The organism is Maritalea sp., from assembly GCF_047634455.1.
Taxonomy (GTDB): Bacteria; Pseudomonadota; Alphaproteobacteria; order Rhizobiales; family Devosiaceae; genus Maritalea.
Map to the genome: position 1 here is coordinate 32,578 of NZ_JBLIAI010000005.1, position 18,492 is coordinate 51,069.

Below are 18,492 nucleotides of genomic sequence, written 5' to 3' on the forward strand. Positions count from 1 at the left end.
CCAATAAATAACACAAAACGAATAAGCGTAGGCATTTGATAGTAGTTCCTCCAACTGCCCTCTTTTGGGCCATTTTGCGCTTGCAATCAAGCATTCGATTACGTGTTGCGGCTTGACAATTCACCCACACATCGCTTCAACCTCACATTCGAGGTCAAGCTGGAGATATTAGTGCCCGTCGAATTGGACAGCACCGTGGTGCAACGCAATGCAGATCGCGTGAATAAAAGTCGCAACGCTCGGCCAATCGTCATCATTGGCATGATGGGCGCAGGCAAATCGACCGTGGGCCGTCGGGTGGCGCATTTCCTGAATATTGAATTTATCGATAGCGACGACGAAATTGAATTGGCGGCGGGCATGCCCATCCCCGATATTTTTGAAACCCATGGCGAGGAAGAGTTTCGCGCCGGGGAAACCCGCGTTATCGCCCGGCTTTTGCGCACACGGCGCAACGCAGTCATCTCCACTGGCGGTGGGGCCTATATGGACCCAAACACCCGCAAAAACATATCCCAGCACGGCATCTGTGTCTGGCTAAAAGCCGATGTTGAATTGCTATTCGAGCGTGTGTCGCGCCGCAACACAAGACCTCTATTGCGCACACCAGACCCATTTGGCACACTCAAATCGCTCGTGGATCAACGCTATCCAACATATGCGCTAGCGGATGTAACGGTGGTATCGCATGAGGCGACGCACGAGCAGATTGCCTCAACAATCATTGCAACCCTCGCTGAATATTTGGACCCAACCGAAAAGTCGCAAACAAAATGACCGACAACAATATCGTTCATATCGATCTGGGCGAACGCGCGTACGACATAAATGTGGCGCACGACGCCATAGACACGCTGGGCGCAAAGCTCAAATCCATGTTCCCCGGCGCACGTTACGGCATTGTGACCGATGAAAACGTTGCGCGCGAACAACTTCCGCGCCTTAAGCATACTTTGGAGGCTGAAGGCCTGGACTTTGCTGTGGTGACCATTCCCGCTGGCGAAAGCTCGAAGTCCAACAAAATGCTCAACCACGTTGTTGAATCGTTGCTTAAAGAGCGGCTTGAACGCAACGACATTGTGATTGCCCTTGGTGGCGGCGTTGTGGGTGATCTGGCAGGTTTTGCAGCCTCAATCATTCGCCGCGGCATGGATTTTGTGCAAGTACCCACGTCACTATTAGCGCAAGTTGACAGTTCAGTGGGCGGCAAAACCGGCATCAACTCCCCACACGGCAAAAACCTCATCGGCGCGTTTCACCAGCCCCGATACGTTGCCGCAGACTTAACCGCGCTTGGCACATTGTCTGAACGACAGTTTCGCGCCGGATACGCCGAAATGGCCAAATATGGCCTCATTGATGACCAAGAGTTTTTCTTTTGGCTCGAAGAAAACTGGCGCGAAATATTTGAAGGGGGCCCGGCCCGCGCAAAAGCCATCGCCCATGCTTGCCAGGCAAAAGCGCGTTTTGTTGCCGCCGACGAAAAAGAACTTGGCGCCCGTGCATTACTCAATTTGGGGCATACGTTCGGACACGCGTTTGAAGCGGTCACGGGCTATTGTGATCGCTTGCTACACGGCGAAGGTATCGCTATTGGCATGGTACTCGCCCATCGATATTCAACAAAAATCGGCATGGCAAACGGACAAGACGCTGTGCGCGTCACCAACCATTTTAAAGCAGTTGGTCTGCCAACCGAGCTAAGCGACATATCCGGCGAACTCGCATCGACTGACAAATTGATGCATCATATTGCCCAGGACAAGAAAGTTTCTCGCGGTGCCCTCACCTTTATTTTGACAAAAGGCATCGGCAAGGCTTTCATTCAAAAGGGTGTTGACCCCGACGCGATTTCTGCATTTCTTGAGGAGCAACGAAACTAATGGCTGAATTTTTTGCGTCATTGCCCCCCAGCTTTTGGGTGTCAGTGGCTGCTATTTTGGTGCTTCTGGCCCTATCTGGGTTTTTCTCTGGTTCCGAAACAGCCCTCACAGCGGCCTCTAGGGCGCGCATTCATCACTGGGTGAAATCGGGCAACAAACGTGCCAAATTGGTTGAAAAGCTAACCGCAGACAAAGAACGCCTGATCGGCGCACTATTGTTGGGCAACAATCTGGTCAACATTCTCGCATCATCTTTGGCAACAAGCGTCCTCATCGCATTGTTTGGGGATACGGGTGTGATCTACGCCACCATCGTCATGACGGCGTTGGTGGTCATCTTCTCAGAAGTGTTGCCCAAAACCTGGGCAATCTCAAAACCTGACGAGTTTGCCTTGGGTGTTGCGCCCTTTGTGCGGCCCATAGTGGCGCTGTTTGCACCTATCACTTTTGCCATTCAAAAACTGGTCAACGCTTTGTTGCGGTTACTCGGCGCACGCCGGGAAGGCGATGACACGGGCATGACGGGTCACGACGAATTACGCGGCACCGTGGACTTGTTGCACCGGGATGGTGAGGTGGTCAAGAATGATCGAGACATGCTTGGCGGCATTCTTGATCTGAGCGCATTGGAAGTGTCTGACGTCATGGTACACCGGACCAAAATGCTCGCACTCGACGCCGACTTGCCCAAAGAGCAGCTCGTGCAAGAGATTCTTGAAAGCCCCTATACACGCATCCCGCTTTGGAAAGACGATCAGGAAAACATCGTTGGCGTCATGCACGCGAAGGACTTACTGCGGGCTTTGTTCAAAGCGGGTGGCGATGTTGAGCAACTTGACATCAACGCCATCGTATCAAAGCCGTGGTTTGTGCCCGACACAACACCTGTGCAAGCACAACTGAACGCATTCTTACTCGAAAAGGCCCATTTTGCCCTCGTTGTGGACGAGTATGGCGAGGTGGAAGGCCTGATCACGCTAGAAGATATTTTGGAAGAGATCGTTGGCGAAATCGCTGACGAACATGACGAAGTCATGCAAGGGGCAAAAAAGCAACCAGACGGCTCTTACATTGTGGAAGGCTCTTTGCCCATTCGCGACCTTAATCGCGCACTTGATTGGAACCTCCCAGACGAAAACGCCACCACCATTGCCGGGCTGGTGCTTGATGAAGCAAAAATGATCCCCAATATCAACCAGACTTTTACATTTCACGGCAAACGTTTTAGCGTCTTAAAAAAGGAACGCAATCGCATCACCGAACTAAGGATTATTCCTTGACCACAGCACGAAGCAAATGAGTGACATCACCACTAGCTGGCAAACATGGGCAATTTTGGCCGCCTTTTTTGCCGCCGCTACCGCGATATTTGCCAAAATTGGCGTTACCGACATAAATTCAAATTTTGCAACTCTCATACGAACTGTTGTGGTTGTTGTTGGGTTAACATTGTTGATTGTTAAAACCGGCGAATACCAACCCCTTAATACGCTTTCGGGCAAAACCATATTATTTTTGATTTTGTCCGGCCTTGCCACAGGTGCATCTTGGCTTTGTTACTTCAAGGCCTTACAAATTGGGCAAGCGGCGCAAGTCGCCCCTGTTGACAAACTCAGTGTTGTGTTCGTTGCTGTTCTTGGTGCCCTTTTTTTGGGTGAAAGCCTTTCGATCGCAGCTTGGTTTGGCGTCGCAATGATCGCCGCTGGTGCCATCTTGGTTGCAACCAACTAAAAGGCCGTGCCGCTCGGATCGGCAGCACAACCGCCAACCTTTGTGCCACTTTACCGCGCATTACCGCTAGATGCCGGTATTTGCAGCGGGCAATTTGGGTGAATTTTTCCTTACATATAGACTCTATACCACTGTAAACACACGCACTTTCCAAGTTCATTAAAATGCAACCTATTTCGCCGCGAAAACCGTAATTCCTGTCCAATATGCTCTTGTGCATGATGATCAAGAAATGTTGGAACATAATTGGAAAGTACTTCGCGGGCGATCCCTCGATCAGCCCAGCAAAGCTGACATTGTTTCAATCGGCCGGCGCGACGGTGCTCGCATCCATTCTTGCGGTGGTCGCGTTTCAAACTGTTGGCCAATATTATGCTGGCATTTGGTATCAATTAGGGGTCACTCTTGTGGTCGCCTCGCTCGTTGCGCCGATATTCCTTTACCCCTCTTACCGCACATCAGGTCGCCTAAAGCGGGCCAATAAAATAATTGCCGCACAAGCAACAACCGATCATTTGACGGGCCTGCCGAACATGTTGGCCCTCACCAACAAGCTCGAGGAATTGTTGGAAACCAACCAAGGCAACCACCCGTTTGCCGTTCATTTTGTCGACATAGATCGTTTCAAACAAGTCAATGACTCTCTTGGCCACGATGTGGGCAACGAGCTGATCAATCAGCTTGGTTGCCGCATTCAAAACTGGGTCGGCGATGCCGGTTTTGTCGCGCGTTTCGGCGGTGACGAATTTGTGGTCATTCAATATCTAACTGCCAATGAAATGGCGGCTACCCATTTTGGTCGCGAACTGCGTGTATTCTTGGCTAAGCGCTACATATTGCCCGATCATGAGGTGAACGTTACCGCATCCATCGGCACTGCGCTTTCTCCCTTGCACGGCACCAGCCAAGACCAACTGCTCAAAGCCGCAGATCTAGCTCTATATAAAGCCAAGGAAACCGGCCACGCAGGATGCGTATTTGAGCCCAGATTTGCTAGCGAGGCATCGAACCGCCGCCGCATTGAAGGTATTTTGCGCGACTGCATACACGCAGCGACGCTCAAACCCTATTTTCATTCCATCGTTCACGCCAAAAACCCTTTGCAAATCGCAGGCTTTGAAGCCCTATCTCGCATTGAGCTGCCTGATGGCGAAATTTTAAACCCCGAGGAATTTATCCCGATTGCCGAAAGCACCGGGCTTATTTTGGATATTGGTGCGCACATACTCCAACAAGCATGCCACGAATGCGCAAGCTGGCACCCCGACTTATTTGTCGCCGTTAACGTGTCGCCCGTGCAATTAATCCGGTCTGACTTTTTAACCACCGTACAAGAAGCGCTCAATGATAGCGGCCTTGCCCCCTATCGGTTGGAGCTGGAAATCACCGAGTCCGTACTCATCAATGATGTGGAAAAAATTCGCACGACCCTTGAACGCGTACGGGCAATGGGCGTGCAAATCGCCCTTGACGATTTTGGCGCAGGTTATTGTGGGTTGCACTATTTGCGTCAGATTGAAATCGACAAAATCAAAATCGACAAATCGATCATTGATGATGCCGCCACTGTTGAAATATCACGTAATATCCTCAACGGCGTTTGCTTAATTGCCAAGCAAATGAACATTACTTTGGTCGCCGAGGGCGTAGACGAGATCTCCAAAGCCGAGTTCTTATCCCAAGGCGAGCGGGTACACCAGTTTCAAGGCTTCCTATTCTCCAAACCTGTAAATGCTGAGGATGCCCGTCGCATGCAAAAAGTATTGCCCCCATTTGCAACAGGCGACAATGTGATCAATTTATCGGATCGTCTGATCACCAAGTTCTAGGGTCTGAACTTATCACTTGGGCTCACCTCAATCGCAAAGGCATGAATGGCTTCTTTCAATTCTTGAGCCATGCAATCCATCACCGCCCGCTGCTGGGCGACCCGGGTTTTGCCATCAAGAGCGGCGGCGGCAATCTGTACCCTGAAGTGGGAGTTTCCACCTTCGCGATAACCTGCGTGGCCCCGGTGCAATTCGCTTTCGTCGATCACATTTAGGTGGGTAGGCGCAAATTCTTTCGACAATTTCTCAAAGATTGTTTGTTTCATCGACATAGGGGGTTTCGTTCTCGCTACTTTTTGATGTAAAAGAGGTGTCCATTTCTCTAACTTTAAGAGCACGTACATTGAATTCAAAGCTCTTCGACAAAATAAAAGTAAAACGCCGCGCGTCTTCAGCCGCAAAACCTGAGGACGATTTGCCACGTTGTGCATGGAAGGGCTGTGACCAAGCTGGCGCGCACAAAGCACCAAAAGGTTCTGATCAACCCGGCTATTACCAATTCTGCATGACCCATGTGCGCGAATATAACAAGAGTTTCAACTTCTTCTCCGAGATGAAAGATGACGAAATTCAAAAAATTGTGTCTGACCGCACCGGCGGGCGACCGACTTGGGAAATGGGCGTGAACAAAGTTGCCAACGACGCAACCGACGGACCGAGCACGGCAGGTCGCAAGAAAAAGAACCATGACCCATCCAACGTGTTCCGCCGCTATGCCCGGATGCAAGGCAAGTCCGCAGGGCCAAATCGTTCCACAGATCGTAAAATTCTGGATGCCGACAAAAAAGCACTGGAAATGCTGGATGTCAGCACAGCCTCAGGCCCGGATGAGATCAAAAAAGCCTATAAAGATCTGGTGAAAAGACACCACCCAGACATTAATGGCGGCGACAAAAGTTCCGAGGAGCGTTTGCGCAATATCGTGACGGCTTACAACCATCTTAAGTCCAAAGGATTTGTGTGATCAAACAAGCAGCATATTGATGAGGGCTCGGCGCTGGTCGAGCCCGAACTTTGTTGCTATATAACTTGCATCTTTAACATTCCCCACCCTACCTTTTGCACGCAAATTGTGCCAAAACCCCAATTGACGAATACGTTCTATCTAAAAGGTTACCCATAATGAGTGTGACAGCACCCCTGCCCGATACCGAATATTCAGTACGCGATCTTTTCGGCATAGATTCAGATTTGGTGGTCAAAGGATATAAAGAACGCACCGAACACGTGCCGCCTCTGGATCCTGATTACCTGTTCGACAAAGCAACCACATTGGCCATTCTTGCCGGTTTTGAACACAATCGTCGGGTCATGGTGCAAGGCTATCACGGCACGGGCAAATCAACCCACATCGAACAAGTCGCCGCGCGCCTGAATTGGCCACTTGTGCGGGTCAACTTGGACAGCCATGTCAGCCGGATCGATTTGGTGGGCAAAGATGCCATTGTCATCAAAGACGGCAAACAAATCACTGAATTCCGCGACGGCATTTTGCCATGGGCGCTGAAAAACAACATCGCGATCGTGTTCGATGAATATGATGCGGGTCGTCCTGACGTGATGTTCGTGATCCAGCGCGTATTAGAAGTGTCCGGCCGTCTGACTTTGCTTGACCAAAACAAAGTGATCGAGCCACACCCCGCTTTCCGTTTGTTCTCAACTACCAACACTATCGGTTTGGGCGATACATCTGGTCTTTACCACGGCACGCAACAAATCAACCAAGGTCAAATGGACCGATGGTCGATTGTGGCAACCTTGAACTATTTGCCACACGAAAAAGAAGTCGGCATTGTTTTGGCCAAAGCCAAAAGTTTTGACACACAAGAAGGCCGCCAAACAATTTCGAACATGGTTCGGCTTGCTGATTTGACGCGGTCGGCGTTCATCAATGGCGACCTTTCGACCGTCATGAGCCCTCGTACGGTTATCACCTGGGCTGAAAATGCGCAAATCTTTGGTGATATCGGCATGGCTTTCCGTCTCACATTCCTCAACAAATGTGATGAGTTGGAACGTTCTGTTGTAGCTGAGTTCTACCAGCGTGTGTTTGGCACCGACTTGCCTGAATCTGCGGCGAACATCGCTTTGAGCGCCTAAAACTCCAGCCGGAGCGGTCTAACCCGAGAGGGAAAATATGTCTGGCATATCCAAACGCGCCAATAAACCTGATCCGTCAGCGACGTTGAAAAACGCCGTTGGCGTGACCATGCGCGCCATCGCCGAGGACAAAGAGTTGGAAGTGGCTTTCACGTCCGACCGGCCATTACTCACCAAAGACAAAGCCCGGTTGGCCAACCTACCCCGGCTGCCAAAGCCTGAAGATATAGCCATCGCGCGCGGCCAAGGCGACGCCATGGCAATGCGTATGGCCGCCCACGACCAAAAACTACACAAAAAATACTCACCCCAAGACCCCGAGGCGCGAGCGGTTTTTGACAGTCTCGAACAAGTTCGGGTTGAGGCCCTCGGCACCGCACGTTTACCTGGCATGAAGGGCAATCTAGCCGCCATGCTCGAGGACAAATTGTTCCGCGCCAACTACGCGTCCGTCACCGACATTGCCGACGCGCCTTTGGCCGAGGCTATGGGTTTGGTATTGCGCGAAAAACTGTTGGGCATAGACATTCCTTCATCCGGCGAACGCTTGGTTGAGTTTTGGCGCGAAACTATCGAGCAAAAAGCGGGCGAACAGCTTAACGATTTAGCATCGCTCGTGGATGATCAAACTGAGTTTTCCAAACTTTGCCGCGCGGCGTTGCGCAGCATGGAATTGGTAGTTGATGCTGATCCAACGGATTTGGATGGCGACGAGGACGATGCGGGCGAAGACACTGATCCGCAAAATGCTCCAGACGAAAATGCCGATAAACAAGACGGCACCTCCGAACAGGATGAAGAGCAAATCGACGCAGAACAAGCGCCAGGCGACACCGAGCAAGAAGGTGAAACCGAAGGCGAAGACGCCGATATGCAAGATATGGAGGAACAGGACGCGCCGCTTGAACATGGCGAAGATAGCCCCAACGCGCAACCGGACAATGATATTCCTGATCATTTCCGCAACATGCCCGAATATAAGATATTCACCACAAAGTTCGACGAAACCGTGAGCGCGGCAGACCTTTGCCCGCCTGAAGAACTTGAACAATTGCGCGCGCTATTGGACAAACAATTGGATGGACTTTCTGGCGCCGTGGCGCGGTTGGCCAACAAATTGCAACGCCGTTTGATGGCCCAACAAAGTCGCTCTTGGGAATTTGATCTTGAAGAAGGTCTGCTGGACACCGCACGCATCACCCGCGTGGTAACCGATCCGTTGCAACCCTTGTCGTTCAAAGTCGAAAAAGACACCGATTTTCGCGACACGGTTGTGACCTTGTTGATTGACAATTCAGGCTCCATGCGCGGCCGCCCGATCACCATTGCGGCGATTTGCGGCGATATTCTGGCGCGCACGCTAGAGCGTTGCGGCGTAAAAGTTGAAATTTTGGGCTTCACCACCCGCGCCTGGAAAGGCGGCAAATCACGAGAAGCTTGGATGCAAGGCGGACGCCCTGCCAATCCGGGTCGGATCAACGATGTTCGCCATATCATCTATAAATCTGCCGAACAGCCATGGCGTCACGCCAAGTCAAATCTTGGCTTGATGATGCGCGAAGGGCTGCTCAAAGAGAACATTGATGGTGAGGCTCTATTGTGGGCACATAAGAGAATTCTGGGTCGGCCCGAAAATCGCCGCATATTGATGGTGATTTCTGACGGCGCGCCTGTCGATGACAGTACGCAATCCGTCAACCCGGGCAATTATTTAGAAAAACATCTGCGTTACGTTATTGAAGACATCGAAACCCGTTCACCAGTTCAACTGGTGGCCATCGGCATTGGGCACGATGTGACCCGCTATTATCGCCGCGCGGTCACCTTGCTGGATGCTGAAGAATTGGCGGGTGCACTTACTGACAATCTCGCAGACTTGTTTGATGAAGAATTGCCTGCCGAAACCCGTCGCCGAGGCCGAAAATAGTTCGCTCATTCATTTTGCTTTTGGGATTACTCGGCACCATTTTTGCGCCCAGCAATGCCTTCGCTGAAAAATTCAACATTAGTGCCACCCCCATTAAATGGTTTAAAGGCCAAGCTATCGGCAAACCCGTTGGCACTGGCCTGATCTGGCGGGGTGGTTTGCAACTCAAAGGTAACGTGCCAAACTTTGGTGGATTGTCTGACCTCACCATCATGTCCACCAATGGCGGCGTGGCGATGGTTACAGACACCGGTTACCTTGTTGCTGGACAAATTAGCTACGATCAAAAGGGCGCGCCGGTCGCCATCCAAAACGCCACGATCGAGCCGATCAAAAACTCCAAAGGCGTAAAACTTCCCAACTTGTGGTCACGCGATTCCGAAGCCATAGACACCATCTACCGAAACGGAGAAGCCGTCGCCGTGCGGATCGGGTTCGAAAATCTCACCCGTGTCGCCGATTTTGCGTTGCTCGATGGACGGCCAGGCGGCGCAGCCAAAGACTATATCATCCCCACTTGGCTCACCCAACAACGCAACAATTGGTCAATCGAGTCGCTTTGCATCGCCCCACCAGCTTCTCCTGTTGCTGGCTCAACGCTGATGATTGCCGAAGACGTGCGCAACGATAAAGGCAACAACCGCGCATGGCTTTCGGGCAAACGCGATGGCGGCGATCTTAGCGTTGCCGCAGAGGGCGGCTTCCGCCCAACAGGTTGTGCCTTTACACAAGCTGGTGACCTGTTGATCCTTTATCGCGATGTGGGCATTTTCGGCTTTTCCATGCAATTGCGAAAAATCGCAGCCGCCCAAGTACAAGCCGGACAAGTTTTGTTTGGCGAAAAATTACTCGAGGCAAATGGCGGCGACGTGGACAATATGGAAGGCTTGGCGACCCATATTGGTGCAAATGGCGAAACCATCATTTCCATCCTCTCAGACGACAATTTTCGTGGTTGGGAACGCACATTGTTGCTGCAATTTGAGCTAGTAAAATAATTTTGATTTCAGATGCAAATCACGTCAGTATGCCCCCAGATTACATCAAAGCCCGGCCATAACGGGCAAATCTGATAAAGGGATAATTCATGAATATCGATCTACTGAAGCGCTTGTGCGAAACCCCGGGCGTGCCGGGCCGCGAAGACCGCATCCGTGCGCTCATCCAAAAAGAAGTTGAAGGCCTTTTCGACGAAGTGGTCACCGATCCAATGGGCTCACTTTTGTGCAAACGCAACCCAACAGGCAAACCAGCAAATCCACCGCAAAAGATCATGCTGCTTTGCCATATGGACGAGATCGGATTTCTGGTCTCACACGTTAGTGAAAAAGGCCATGTCTATGTGGACAATGTGGGCGGCTTTGACACGCGCAACCTGTTCAGCCGCCGCGTTTTGGTGGTGACCGAAAAAGGCGACTATAAAGCCGTGATGAATCCAGGCGGCAAGCCGATCCATATTCAAAGCCCTGAAGAAGGCAAAAAAATTCCAACCGTTTCTGAGTTCGTGATCGACCTGGGCATGGGCGAAAAAACCAAAGACGTCGTGCAAGTTGGCGACTATGTGGTGATGGACGAGCCATTGCTCGATATGGAAGACAAAATCGTCTCCAAAGCACTCGACAACCGTGTGGCATGTTGGTTGGGCATTGAATCAATTCGCAAGCTGGTGGAAGACAAATCCACCCACGATTGCGAAATCCATGTGGCTTTCACCACCCAAGAAGAAGTTGGCCTGCGCGGTGCCCGCACAGCGGCGCACGCAATCCAGCCTGATATCGGACTAGGAATTGACGTAACGCTCGCCTGCGACACGCCTGGGGTGCCTGAGCACCAAGCCGTGACCATTCAAGGCAAGGGCTTTGGCCTTCATGTGAAAGATAGCTCATTCATCGCGGATATCGGACTTGTGCGTGAAGTGGAAGCTTTGGCCAAAAAGAGCAATATTCCATACCAACGCACCATTTTGGCCCGTGGCGGACAAGATGGCGCCGCCGCCCAACAAGCCGCCGCTGGCGCAAAAGCTGTTGGCATAGTTGTCGGGTGTCGCTATGTGCACACAGTAACCGAAATGATCGACAAAACTGATCTAAAAGCCGCGCGCGATATTTTGACAGCGTTTTTGGCAGATCACTAAGAATTACTTTGATGAAGACACCAAAGGCCCGTCACATCTGTGGCGGGCCTTTTTCGTTAAAAGTGAATTCAAAACATCGTGTAGTTTAAGGTCCGCTGTACAGCTTCACATGACTAGGGGATCACACCCGTTTGACTTCTTAAGCATCCAGCATGAAATACCGAGCGATTCCATAAATGTAGAGCGCCGAAAACATGATATTTATGTATTTCAACTGTCGCTCTGTTCTGAGCCAACCGCAATAAATCCATATCAAACAGAATGGCAGCCCAAACAGCATGGCCGCCAACTGCCAGCCTTGAACAATCGCAATCGTACTGCAAAGTCCCAAAGCAAGAGCAAACCATTTCAGCACTTGCTCAAAGTCAGCCTGCGTCGAAATTTTCATTTTTTGGGATTTCCCGAAAATCAGCGCCGTGAACCCGGCGATCTGATTTGTTACTCCTATCAAACCGAAGCGCGAAACGCAATTCAAGTCTGTATGGAAGGTAGTTGGCGTTGGCACATAAAAAAACGCCCCGAAAAAACGGGGCGTTGATCAAATGCTAAATTGCGCTCACATTCAGTTCAGCATTTTATAGGCATTACCCACTCAACTGATCAGGCAACAACGCTTTTGGCAACCTGGCGATCTGAGATAAACTGTCTCAAAAAACTGTATGGTGCCAACAGCGCAAAAACCATTAGACCTTTAACGATCAAATCGCCGAAGCCCAACGACACATAAAGGGGCACTTCAGGGCCCATGCTCAACAGCGGCACACCAAAGCCAAGCGACGTGTCGCTCTGTGCAAAGAAATGATCGATGCCGACAAAGGCAGGCGCAAACGCCAACGAGAAAAAGATCGCCGTATCAATTGCCGAGGCGATACTGGATGAAATCAGTGGCGCGCGCCACCAAGCGCCCCCCCGCAAGCGATCAAAGATCGAAATATCAAGCAACTGTGCCACCAAAAACGCGGTGCCAGATGCAACCGCTACTCTTGGGTAAGCCAATTTGATCGACAAATAAACAGCCAGGGAAAAGCCGACCAGCACAACGATCCGCGCGGACTTTGGACCAAAATGACGGTTGGTCAAATCAGTAACAAGAAAAGCAAATGGATAGGTGAAGGCACCCCAGGTGAGGATTTCTTTGAGGTCCAATGGGCCAAGTTGAAAATCAACCGGGATTGAAACCAAATAGTTTGATGTGGCGACAACAATCGCCATGGCCGCAACGGCCACAAAAAAACGAGTGAGCATCATCATGCACCTCTTATGTTACGTAGCAATTCCGGCAATAGACCGACGCCACTTATGAAAACAAGAATCCGCGAAACGAAAAATCGTCCCGCGGATTCAATATCAAAATTCAAACAGAAAGCCGTATTAAGACGCTTGCGCCAAACGGATTTCTTTTTTCACGCCTAACGCGCGATCTGACAATTCAGTGTCTTTTGCTTTGAGCAAATATGCGTCCAAGCCACCGCGGTGCTCAACAGTACGCAAAGCCGATGCTGAAACTTTAAGTTTCACATTGCGGCCCAAAACCTCAGACATCAAAGTCACATTGCACAAGTTAGGCAAAAACTTGCGACGAGTCCGGTTGAGCGCATGGCTCACATTATTACCAGACATCACACCTTTGCCAGAAAGTTCACAACGCCGTGCCATGTTATAATTCCCATTCGATCCACAAAACCTCGTCTGTCTCGCGCAGTTTGCGGAGCCCGACAGGTCTCAATTACATGAAAAAGTCGCGTTTAAGTAAGTAATTGGCCGCCATTAGTCAAGCACTTCTATCGTAAAATCACTTCGAATTGCCTTGAAAGCATCAAACCATGTCGGCACTGTTGAAAATCAGTGATTCGTCAAAAGCACCAAACTTGCGTAATAGCTAAGGATCGACCGACATCGTGGCCGCATCATTTTACACACCCTTTATCCGCACTATCTGTATCACACTTGCCATTTTTTGGGCACCCTATAACGCAATTGCAGCAGTTCTGGATGCAAATGCCACCTATATTGTGACCTTACGCGGCGTCAATATCGCCATCGTGGGTGTGTCATTCAAAGATAACGGTCAAAATTATAGCGTCAACATTTCTGGCGATGTATCCGGCCTCGCATCCCTTATTGCAGCGGGTACCGCCCGATTGTCGTCTTCGGGCAATTCCTCAGCCGGTCAATTACAAAGCAACCGCTTTGAACTGGAAACCATTGCCAACAAACAATCATTCAATGTTCGGTTTGAAGCACAAGATGGCAATGTCACCAGCGAACAAGTCGCCCCACCCCTCAGTCAAAATAAAAACCGGGTGCCCATTGTCGCCAGCCATCGCCGTGCCATCAACGACCCTATTGCCGCCTTTTTGCTCAAGGCAGACCGCTTGGAGCCGGAAATTTGCAACCGGAGTTTGAACATTTATACAGGTGTTGAGCGCTATGACATCGAGTTAAAGTTCGCAAAAGAGCAAACAGCAAAGTCAAAGGCCACGGGTTACCAAGGTCCTGTGATGTTGTGTACAATGCGGTACAAGCCGATTTCTGGTCACTTTTCGAATTCCGACACCACCACCTACATGCAATCCAACCAACGTTTTTTGATTTGGTATGCACCATTAAAGCAATCAGGCTATTTGATTCCATATCGGATTTTGGTAGGCACAGCATTTGGCGATATATCAATGGTTCTGACGCGGCTGAACGACTAAAAATCACCCGATGATAACGAAATACCGTTAACCATATGCGCCCGGATTGGTTCTCAATTCGACACGTCAAAGTGTTTTTCGTAAAGATTGCACTTTTTTTGCGCCCCTTCCTGCCCGCAAAGATTAATATATGTGTCGACGGGCAACTCAAATACATTCAAACATTTGAAACAATGGTTAGGAAATTGGCCAAGTTAATCAAATCGAAACACTGGTAAACGTGATTTTGTTTTTTCAAGCCCCCAATCGTACAATTTCACGAAAAATAGTGCCCCATCACCGCACCACCCACCATATACTGTAGGGAACGAAGCAAGAATGGACGCTCAACGCCGATTCGGTCTGTGTTCGTTCTCTTTTTGTACCAAAGATGAATCCAACTCTGGTTTGACCCGCCGCCCTGTCTCGAAATAAGACAGTCAAACCAGCCCCCTCACCAAAAGGTGCCGGAGAGATTATGCAAACCCAATATGCCGCGGGCAACGTAAAAGCGATTCTGGGCCCGACCAATACGGGCAAGACCCACTATGCGGTTGAACGCCTGTTGGCCCATCGCACGGGCATGATTGGCCTGCCCCTGCGGCTGCTGGCGCGCGAGGTTTATCAGCGATTGGTGGATCAGGTGGGCGTTGCCGCTGTGGCTTTGGTGACCGGCGAAGAGCGTATTGCCCCTAAAAACGCACGTTATTGGGTCGCCACTGTGGAGGCTATGCCCACCAATCTCAGTGTCGAGTGCGTTGCTATTGATGAGATTCAGACCGCCACCCACCTTGATCGCGGGCATGTATTTACCGACCGCATTTTGCACGCGCGCGGCACCCACGAAACGCTATTGCTGGGCGCTGCAACGATGGCACCGATCATTGCCGCACTGCTGCCAGACGTTGAAATTATTTATCGCCCGCGCTTGTCCCAACTCACCTATTCAGGCTCAAAAAAAATCACGCGACAGCCGGGGCGGTCTGCAATTGTTGCGTTTTCCAGCAATGACGTTTACGCCATCGCCGAATTGATCCGTCGCCAGCGCGGCGGCGCGGCGGTGGTGATGGGGGCTCTGAGCCCGCGCACCCGCAATGCGCAGGTGGAACTTTACGAAAATGGCGAGGTCGATTTTTTGGTCGCAACTGACGCGATCGGGATGGGGCTAAATCTTGATATTGATCATGTGGCCTTTGCCGCCGACATGAAATTTGACGGCAAACAGATGCGGCCACTTATTCCCGCTGAATACGCACAAATCGCTGGCCGTGCAGGACGACACACACAAGATGGCACGTTTGGGGTGACCGGTGGTGTTGAGGAGTTTTCAGACCAACTTGTGAGCCAGCTCGAGGCACACGAATTTGAACCCGTAAAAGTGCTTCAATGGCGCAACCCAAAACTCAATTTCGCTTCATTCACCCTGCTCCAACAATCGCTTGATCAACGCACAACCCATCAAAAACTCACCAATGTGCCAACAGCCAAGGATCAATTGGCACTAGAATATTTAATGCGGCATCCTGACATTGGCCCCAAGACGGGTAAGAAAATCACCGAATTGGCTTGGGATTGCGCACTTATTCCTGACTATCGCAACATCTCCCCCGCCCAACATGGTGAGATAATTGCCACAATCTTCCTAAATCTTGAGCAAAACGAAACAATTAGCGAAGACTGGATTGCCGAACAGGTCAGGTTTTGCGACAATGACCAAGGCGAAATTGACACTTTGTCCAATCGGATCAAACAAATCCGCACTTGGACCTATGTCGCAAACCGGAAAAACTGGCTAAAAGATCCTACCTATTGGCGTGAAAAAACAAATGAGATTGAAAACACATTGTCAGACGCACTACATAAGCGTCTCACGCTGCGGTTTATTGATCGCCGTACAAGTGTATTAATGCGCCATTTAAGAGATAAGCAAATGACTGCACCAGAAATATCACAGAGTGGCGAAGTATCCCTTGAGGGCCAATCCATCGGATCCATTCAAGGATTTCGCTTTACCCTTTCATCTCAAGATGGCGGGGAGACTAAAAATTTGCGCTCTGCGGCCAGCGTCGCCATTGCGCCTGAAATCAAGAAACGGGCCGAGAAAGTAACTGATTCTCCCAACGATGAATTTGTGTTGACCGCCGAAGGTCATATCCGCTGGCGCGGCGAGGTTATCGCAGAACTTGCACCGGGCGATGACATATTGACCCCGCGTCTGATCATCTTGGCCGATGAAAGCTTGACCGGACCGGACCTGGGGGGTGTGCAAGACCGCTTGGACCTTTGGTTGCGCCATGCAATCAACACCCAGTTGGAGCAATTGATTGCCCTAAAGGAGCCAGCCGAACTTGAAGGCACAGCTCGCGGCGTAGCATTCCGGTTGTCCGAAAGCCTTGGGGTCATTCCGCGCGCAGAGATTGCCAATGATGTAAAATCTCTGGATCAAGACGTGCGCGCCATCATGCGCAAAATGGGCATCAAGTTCGGTGCCTATCACATCTATTTGCCGCTTTCGCTAAAACCAGCACCGCGCGAAATGGCGCTGATTCTTTGGGCATTGAAAAATGGCGGCGTGCGCCAGCCCGGTGTACGTGAACTACCGCAAATCATTTTGTCAGGTCGCACCTCAATTGATACCGACCCCGAAATTGCAAAAGAGCTATACGAGATTGCAGGCTTCAAAGTCACCGGCAATCGCGCCGTACGGGTCGACATTTTGGAACGCTTGGCCGATTTGATTCGCCCTTTGATTTCGTTTGATCCAAAACGCAATCAAGACAACCCACCAGAAGGTGCCGCAGATGGCAACGGGTTCCGCGTCACTGTGGAAATGACGAGCCTTCTTGGATGTGCAGGTGAAGAGTTTTCTACTGTTTTGGCATCGCTTGGTTACAAACTAACCCGCACACCAATCAAAACTGAACCTGCCCACGAAATCGCGACCGGCGGAACAGCGGAAACTGTTGCTGCAGCCAACAGCAATGAGCCAAGCAATGATGGGGCTGCACAATTAGATATTGTAGCGACTGAAGTGGCCGAAGCGGCACCTGCTGAGCCACAGTTTGACGAAATTTGGCACCCGGCACCACGTCGCACCAACAATCCACAGCATGCCAAGAAGCGCGAACAAAATCGCCCTCCTTTTGCAAAAGGCAAAAAAGACGCAAAACCGGCCGGCAAAAAACCGAATCAGCATAAACGGCCAAGCAAGCCTGCTTACAAGCCAAAGCCGATTGATCCAGATTCGCCATTTGCAGCTCTTGCCGCGCTGAAAAAATAGCTGAAAGCCACATGAGCGAACCCGAGCAAAAGCGCAGGCTTGATAAGTGGCTCTGGTTTGCCCGTTGCGTCAAAACCCGCACATTGGCCCAAAAGCTGGTAAATGGCGGCCATGTGCGCGTCAATTCTGAGCGCTGCGTCAATCCAGCCAACAAGATAAAAATTGGCGATGTGCTCACCATCACCTTGCCACGCAGCATTCGTATTCTCAAAATTGTGGGCCTTGGCGAAAATCGTGGCTCTGCCCCAATGGCAGCCTTGCTGTTCGAGGACCTTAGCCCGCCCCCTATTCCCAAATCTGATGGGCCTCGCCTTCTGCCCGTTGCGCTGCGTGAAAAAGGCGCTGGGCGCCCCACAAAACGACAAAGACGCGAAACAGACCGCCTAAAACAGCCCGATTGAAACCAGATTTCACACATTGCCAAAGGTTTAAAATTCGTTGCTCAAAACCACCCTTGCACTTTGGGCAAAAATTCATTAGCCAATAGACCGTCAGTTTCTCTAAGGGACCGGGTAAGTCCAGTTGCACCTCCCCCAACTGCAATTTATTGCAAATGAACACCTAACGGAACCCACCTATGACCTACATCGTCACCGACAATTGTATCAAATGCAAATATATGGACTGCGTTGCAGTCTGCCCCGTAGATTGTTTCTATGAGGGCGAAAACATGCTTGTGATCCATCCAGACGAATGTATCGATTGTGGCGTGTGCGAACCTGAATGCCCAGCCGAGGCCATTTTGCCTGACACAGAGCCCGGCCAAGAAGCCTGGCTTGAGCTCAATACAAAATTTGCGGACATATGGCCAAACATCGCCGAGAAGCGCGATCCCCCTGAAGATGCCGCCAAATTTGATGGCGAAACCGGCAAATTTGAAAAATACTTTTCAGAAGCACCCGGCGAAGGCGATTGATCGCTTTTTCAAGT

The 18,492-nt window shown here is 50.7% G+C and carries 18 protein-coding genes; 14 read left to right on the plus strand and 4 right to left on the minus strand.

All coding sequences use genetic code 11. The features are described 5' to 3' along the window. The first annotated feature begins 171 nt into the window (after positions 1-171). The 5 genes from ACJAZW_RS02990 (at position 172) to ACJAZW_RS03010 (ending at position 5,443) form a co-directional block, all read left to right on the plus strand. Positions 172-777 (plus strand): shikimate kinase, encoded by a 606-nt coding sequence (locus ACJAZW_RS02990; protein ID WP_415155384.1) that lies wholly within the window; start codon positions 172-174, stop codon positions 775-777. Then, positions 774-1,883 carry a 3-dehydroquinate synthase gene (gene aroB / locus ACJAZW_RS02995; RefSeq protein ID WP_415155385.1) on the plus strand — a complete coding sequence of 370 codons (1,110 nt, stop codon included), beginning with the start codon at positions 774-776 and terminating at the stop codon, positions 1,881-1,883. Before ACJAZW_RS02990 ends, aroB begins: the two co-directional genes overlap by 4 nt. After that, complete coding sequence (locus tag ACJAZW_RS03000) at positions 1,883-3,163, plus strand: HlyC/CorC family transporter (RefSeq protein ID WP_415155386.1); 1,281 nt, start codon at positions 1,883-1,885, stop codon at positions 3,161-3,163. The genes aroB and ACJAZW_RS03000 overlap by 1 nt, the downstream gene beginning before the upstream one ends. A gap of 16 nt (positions 3,164-3,179) precedes the next feature. Continuing rightward, positions 3,180-3,614, plus strand: coding sequence for an EamA family transporter (locus tag ACJAZW_RS03005; protein WP_415155387.1), 435 nt, complete (start codon positions 3,180-3,182; stop codon positions 3,612-3,614). Positions 3,615-3,832: 218 nt separating this feature from the next. Continuing rightward, positions 3,833-5,443, plus strand: a complete 1,611-nt coding sequence (locus ACJAZW_RS03010) for a putative bifunctional diguanylate cyclase/phosphodiesterase (RefSeq protein ID WP_415155388.1) — start codon at positions 3,833-3,835, stop codon at positions 5,441-5,443. Here ACJAZW_RS03010 and ACJAZW_RS03015 read toward each other — a convergent pair. Then, the gene (locus ACJAZW_RS03015; protein ID WP_415155389.1) at positions 5,440-5,715 is read right to left on the minus strand and encodes a BolA family protein; all 276 of its coding nucleotides are present in this window, start codon (positions 5,713-5,715) and stop codon (positions 5,440-5,442) included. The genes ACJAZW_RS03010 and ACJAZW_RS03015 overlap by 4 nt on opposite strands. 71 nt (positions 5,716-5,786) lie before the next feature. On the opposite strand from ACJAZW_RS03015, the gene ACJAZW_RS03020 reads away from it, so the two are divergent. The 5 genes from ACJAZW_RS03020 to ACJAZW_RS03040 all read left to right on the plus strand — a co-directional run bounded on the left by ACJAZW_RS03020 (position 5,787) and on the right by ACJAZW_RS03040 (position 11,604). Then, on the plus strand, positions 5,787-6,407 hold the full coding sequence (locus tag ACJAZW_RS03020; RefSeq protein ID WP_415155390.1) for a J domain-containing protein: 621 nt from the start codon (positions 5,787-5,789) through the stop codon (positions 6,405-6,407). Positions 6,408-6,565: 158 nt separating this feature from the next. Then, complete coding sequence (cobS, locus tag ACJAZW_RS03025) at positions 6,566-7,543, plus strand: cobaltochelatase subunit CobS (RefSeq protein WP_415155391.1); 978 nt, start codon at positions 6,566-6,568, stop codon at positions 7,541-7,543. A 37-nt stretch (positions 7,544-7,580) separates the two neighbouring features. After that, entirely contained in the window at positions 7,581-9,470 is a 1,890-nt protein-coding gene (cobT, locus tag ACJAZW_RS03030) for a cobaltochelatase subunit CobT (RefSeq protein ID WP_415155392.1), read from the plus strand. Positions 9,471-9,484: 14 nt separating this feature from the next. Beyond that, complete coding sequence (locus ACJAZW_RS03035) at positions 9,485-10,468, plus strand: esterase-like activity of phytase family protein (protein ID WP_415155393.1); 984 nt, start codon at positions 9,485-9,487, stop codon at positions 10,466-10,468. Positions 10,469-10,557: 89 nt separating this feature from the next. Continuing rightward, a complete protein-coding gene (locus ACJAZW_RS03040; protein ID WP_415155394.1) occupies positions 10,558-11,604 on the plus strand; it encodes a M42 family metallopeptidase in 1,047 nt (348 codons plus the stop codon). A 139-nt stretch (positions 11,605-11,743) separates the two neighbouring features. On the opposite strand, the gene ACJAZW_RS03045 is transcribed toward ACJAZW_RS03040, so the two are convergent. The 3 genes from ACJAZW_RS03045 to rpmB all read right to left on the minus strand — a co-directional run bounded on the left by ACJAZW_RS03045 (position 11,744) and on the right by rpmB (position 13,260). Next, a complete protein-coding gene (locus tag ACJAZW_RS03045; RefSeq protein WP_415155395.1) occupies positions 11,744-11,992 on the minus strand; it encodes a peptidase in 249 nt (82 codons plus the stop codon). Between the two features lie 212 nt (positions 11,993-12,204). After that, the gene (locus ACJAZW_RS03050) at positions 12,205-12,855 is read right to left on the minus strand and encodes a VUT family protein (RefSeq protein WP_415155396.1); all 651 of its coding nucleotides are present in this window, start codon (positions 12,853-12,855) and stop codon (positions 12,205-12,207) included. A 120-nt stretch (positions 12,856-12,975) separates the two neighbouring features. Then, positions 12,976-13,260, minus strand: coding sequence for a 50S ribosomal protein L28 (gene rpmB, locus ACJAZW_RS03055; protein WP_415155397.1), 285 nt, complete (start codon positions 13,258-13,260; stop codon positions 12,976-12,978). Between the two features lie 242 nt (positions 13,261-13,502). Between rpmB and ACJAZW_RS03060 the strand changes: the two genes are divergently transcribed. The 4 genes from ACJAZW_RS03060 to fdxA all read left to right on the plus strand — a co-directional run bounded on the left by ACJAZW_RS03060 (position 13,503) and on the right by fdxA (position 18,478). Further along, complete coding sequence (locus tag ACJAZW_RS03060; protein ID WP_415155398.1) at positions 13,503-14,303, plus strand: DUF3108 domain-containing protein; 801 nt, start codon at positions 13,503-13,505, stop codon at positions 14,301-14,303. Between the two features lie 457 nt (positions 14,304-14,760). Further along, complete coding sequence (locus tag ACJAZW_RS03065; protein ID WP_415155399.1) at positions 14,761-17,562, plus strand: helicase-related protein; 2,802 nt, start codon at positions 14,761-14,763, stop codon at positions 17,560-17,562. 11 nt (positions 17,563-17,573) lie between these two features. After that, a complete protein-coding gene (locus tag ACJAZW_RS03070) occupies positions 17,574-17,963 on the plus strand; it encodes an RNA-binding S4 domain-containing protein (protein ID WP_415155400.1) in 390 nt (129 codons plus the stop codon). Positions 17,964-18,139: 176 nt separating this feature from the next. Then, the gene (gene fdxA, locus ACJAZW_RS03075) at positions 18,140-18,478 is read left to right on the plus strand and encodes a ferredoxin FdxA (protein WP_415155401.1); all 339 of its coding nucleotides are present in this window, start codon (positions 18,140-18,142) and stop codon (positions 18,476-18,478) included. The last annotated feature ends 14 nt before the right edge of the window (positions 18,479-18,492 follow it).

Excerpts from the sequence above, each read along its gene's own strand:
- ACJAZW_RS03065 (WP_415155399.1), top strand. The coding sequence starts at position 14,761 with ATGCAAACCCAATATGCCGCGGGCAACGTAAAAGCGATTCTGGGCCCG.
- ACJAZW_RS03015 (WP_415155389.1), bottom strand. The coding sequence starts at position 5,715 with ATGTCGATGAAACAAACAATCTTTGAGAAATTGTCGAAAGAATTTGCG.
- rpmB (WP_415155397.1), bottom strand. The coding sequence starts at position 13,260 with ATGGCACGGCGTTGTGAACTTTCTGGCAAAGGTGTGATGTCTGGTAAT.
- cobS (WP_415155391.1), top strand. The coding sequence starts at position 6,566 with ATGAGTGTGACAGCACCCCTGCCCGATACCGAATATTCAGTACGCGAT.
- ACJAZW_RS03070 (WP_415155400.1), top strand. The coding sequence starts at position 17,574 with ATGAGCGAACCCGAGCAAAAGCGCAGGCTTGATAAGTGGCTCTGGTTT.
- ACJAZW_RS03010 (WP_415155388.1), top strand. The coding sequence starts at position 3,833 with ATGATGATCAAGAAATGTTGGAACATAATTGGAAAGTACTTCGCGGGC.
- cobT (WP_415155392.1), top strand. The coding sequence starts at position 7,581 with ATGTCTGGCATATCCAAACGCGCCAATAAACCTGATCCGTCAGCGACG.
- ACJAZW_RS03045 (WP_415155395.1), bottom strand. The coding sequence starts at position 11,992 with ATGAAAATTTCGACGCAGGCTGACTTTGAGCAAGTGCTGAAATGGTTT.
- ACJAZW_RS03005 (WP_415155387.1), top strand. The coding sequence starts at position 3,180 with ATGAGTGACATCACCACTAGCTGGCAAACATGGGCAATTTTGGCCGCC.
- ACJAZW_RS03050 (WP_415155396.1), bottom strand. The coding sequence starts at position 12,855 with ATGATGATGCTCACTCGTTTTTTTGTGGCCGTTGCGGCCATGGCGATT.
- ACJAZW_RS03000 (WP_415155386.1), top strand. The coding sequence starts at position 1,883 with ATGGCTGAATTTTTTGCGTCATTGCCCCCCAGCTTTTGGGTGTCAGTG.
- aroB (WP_415155385.1), top strand. The coding sequence starts at position 774 with ATGACCGACAACAATATCGTTCATATCGATCTGGGCGAACGCGCGTAC.
- fdxA (WP_415155401.1), top strand. The coding sequence starts at position 18,140 with ATGACCTACATCGTCACCGACAATTGTATCAAATGCAAATATATGGAC.
- ACJAZW_RS03040 (WP_415155394.1), top strand. The coding sequence starts at position 10,558 with ATGAATATCGATCTACTGAAGCGCTTGTGCGAAACCCCGGGCGTGCCG.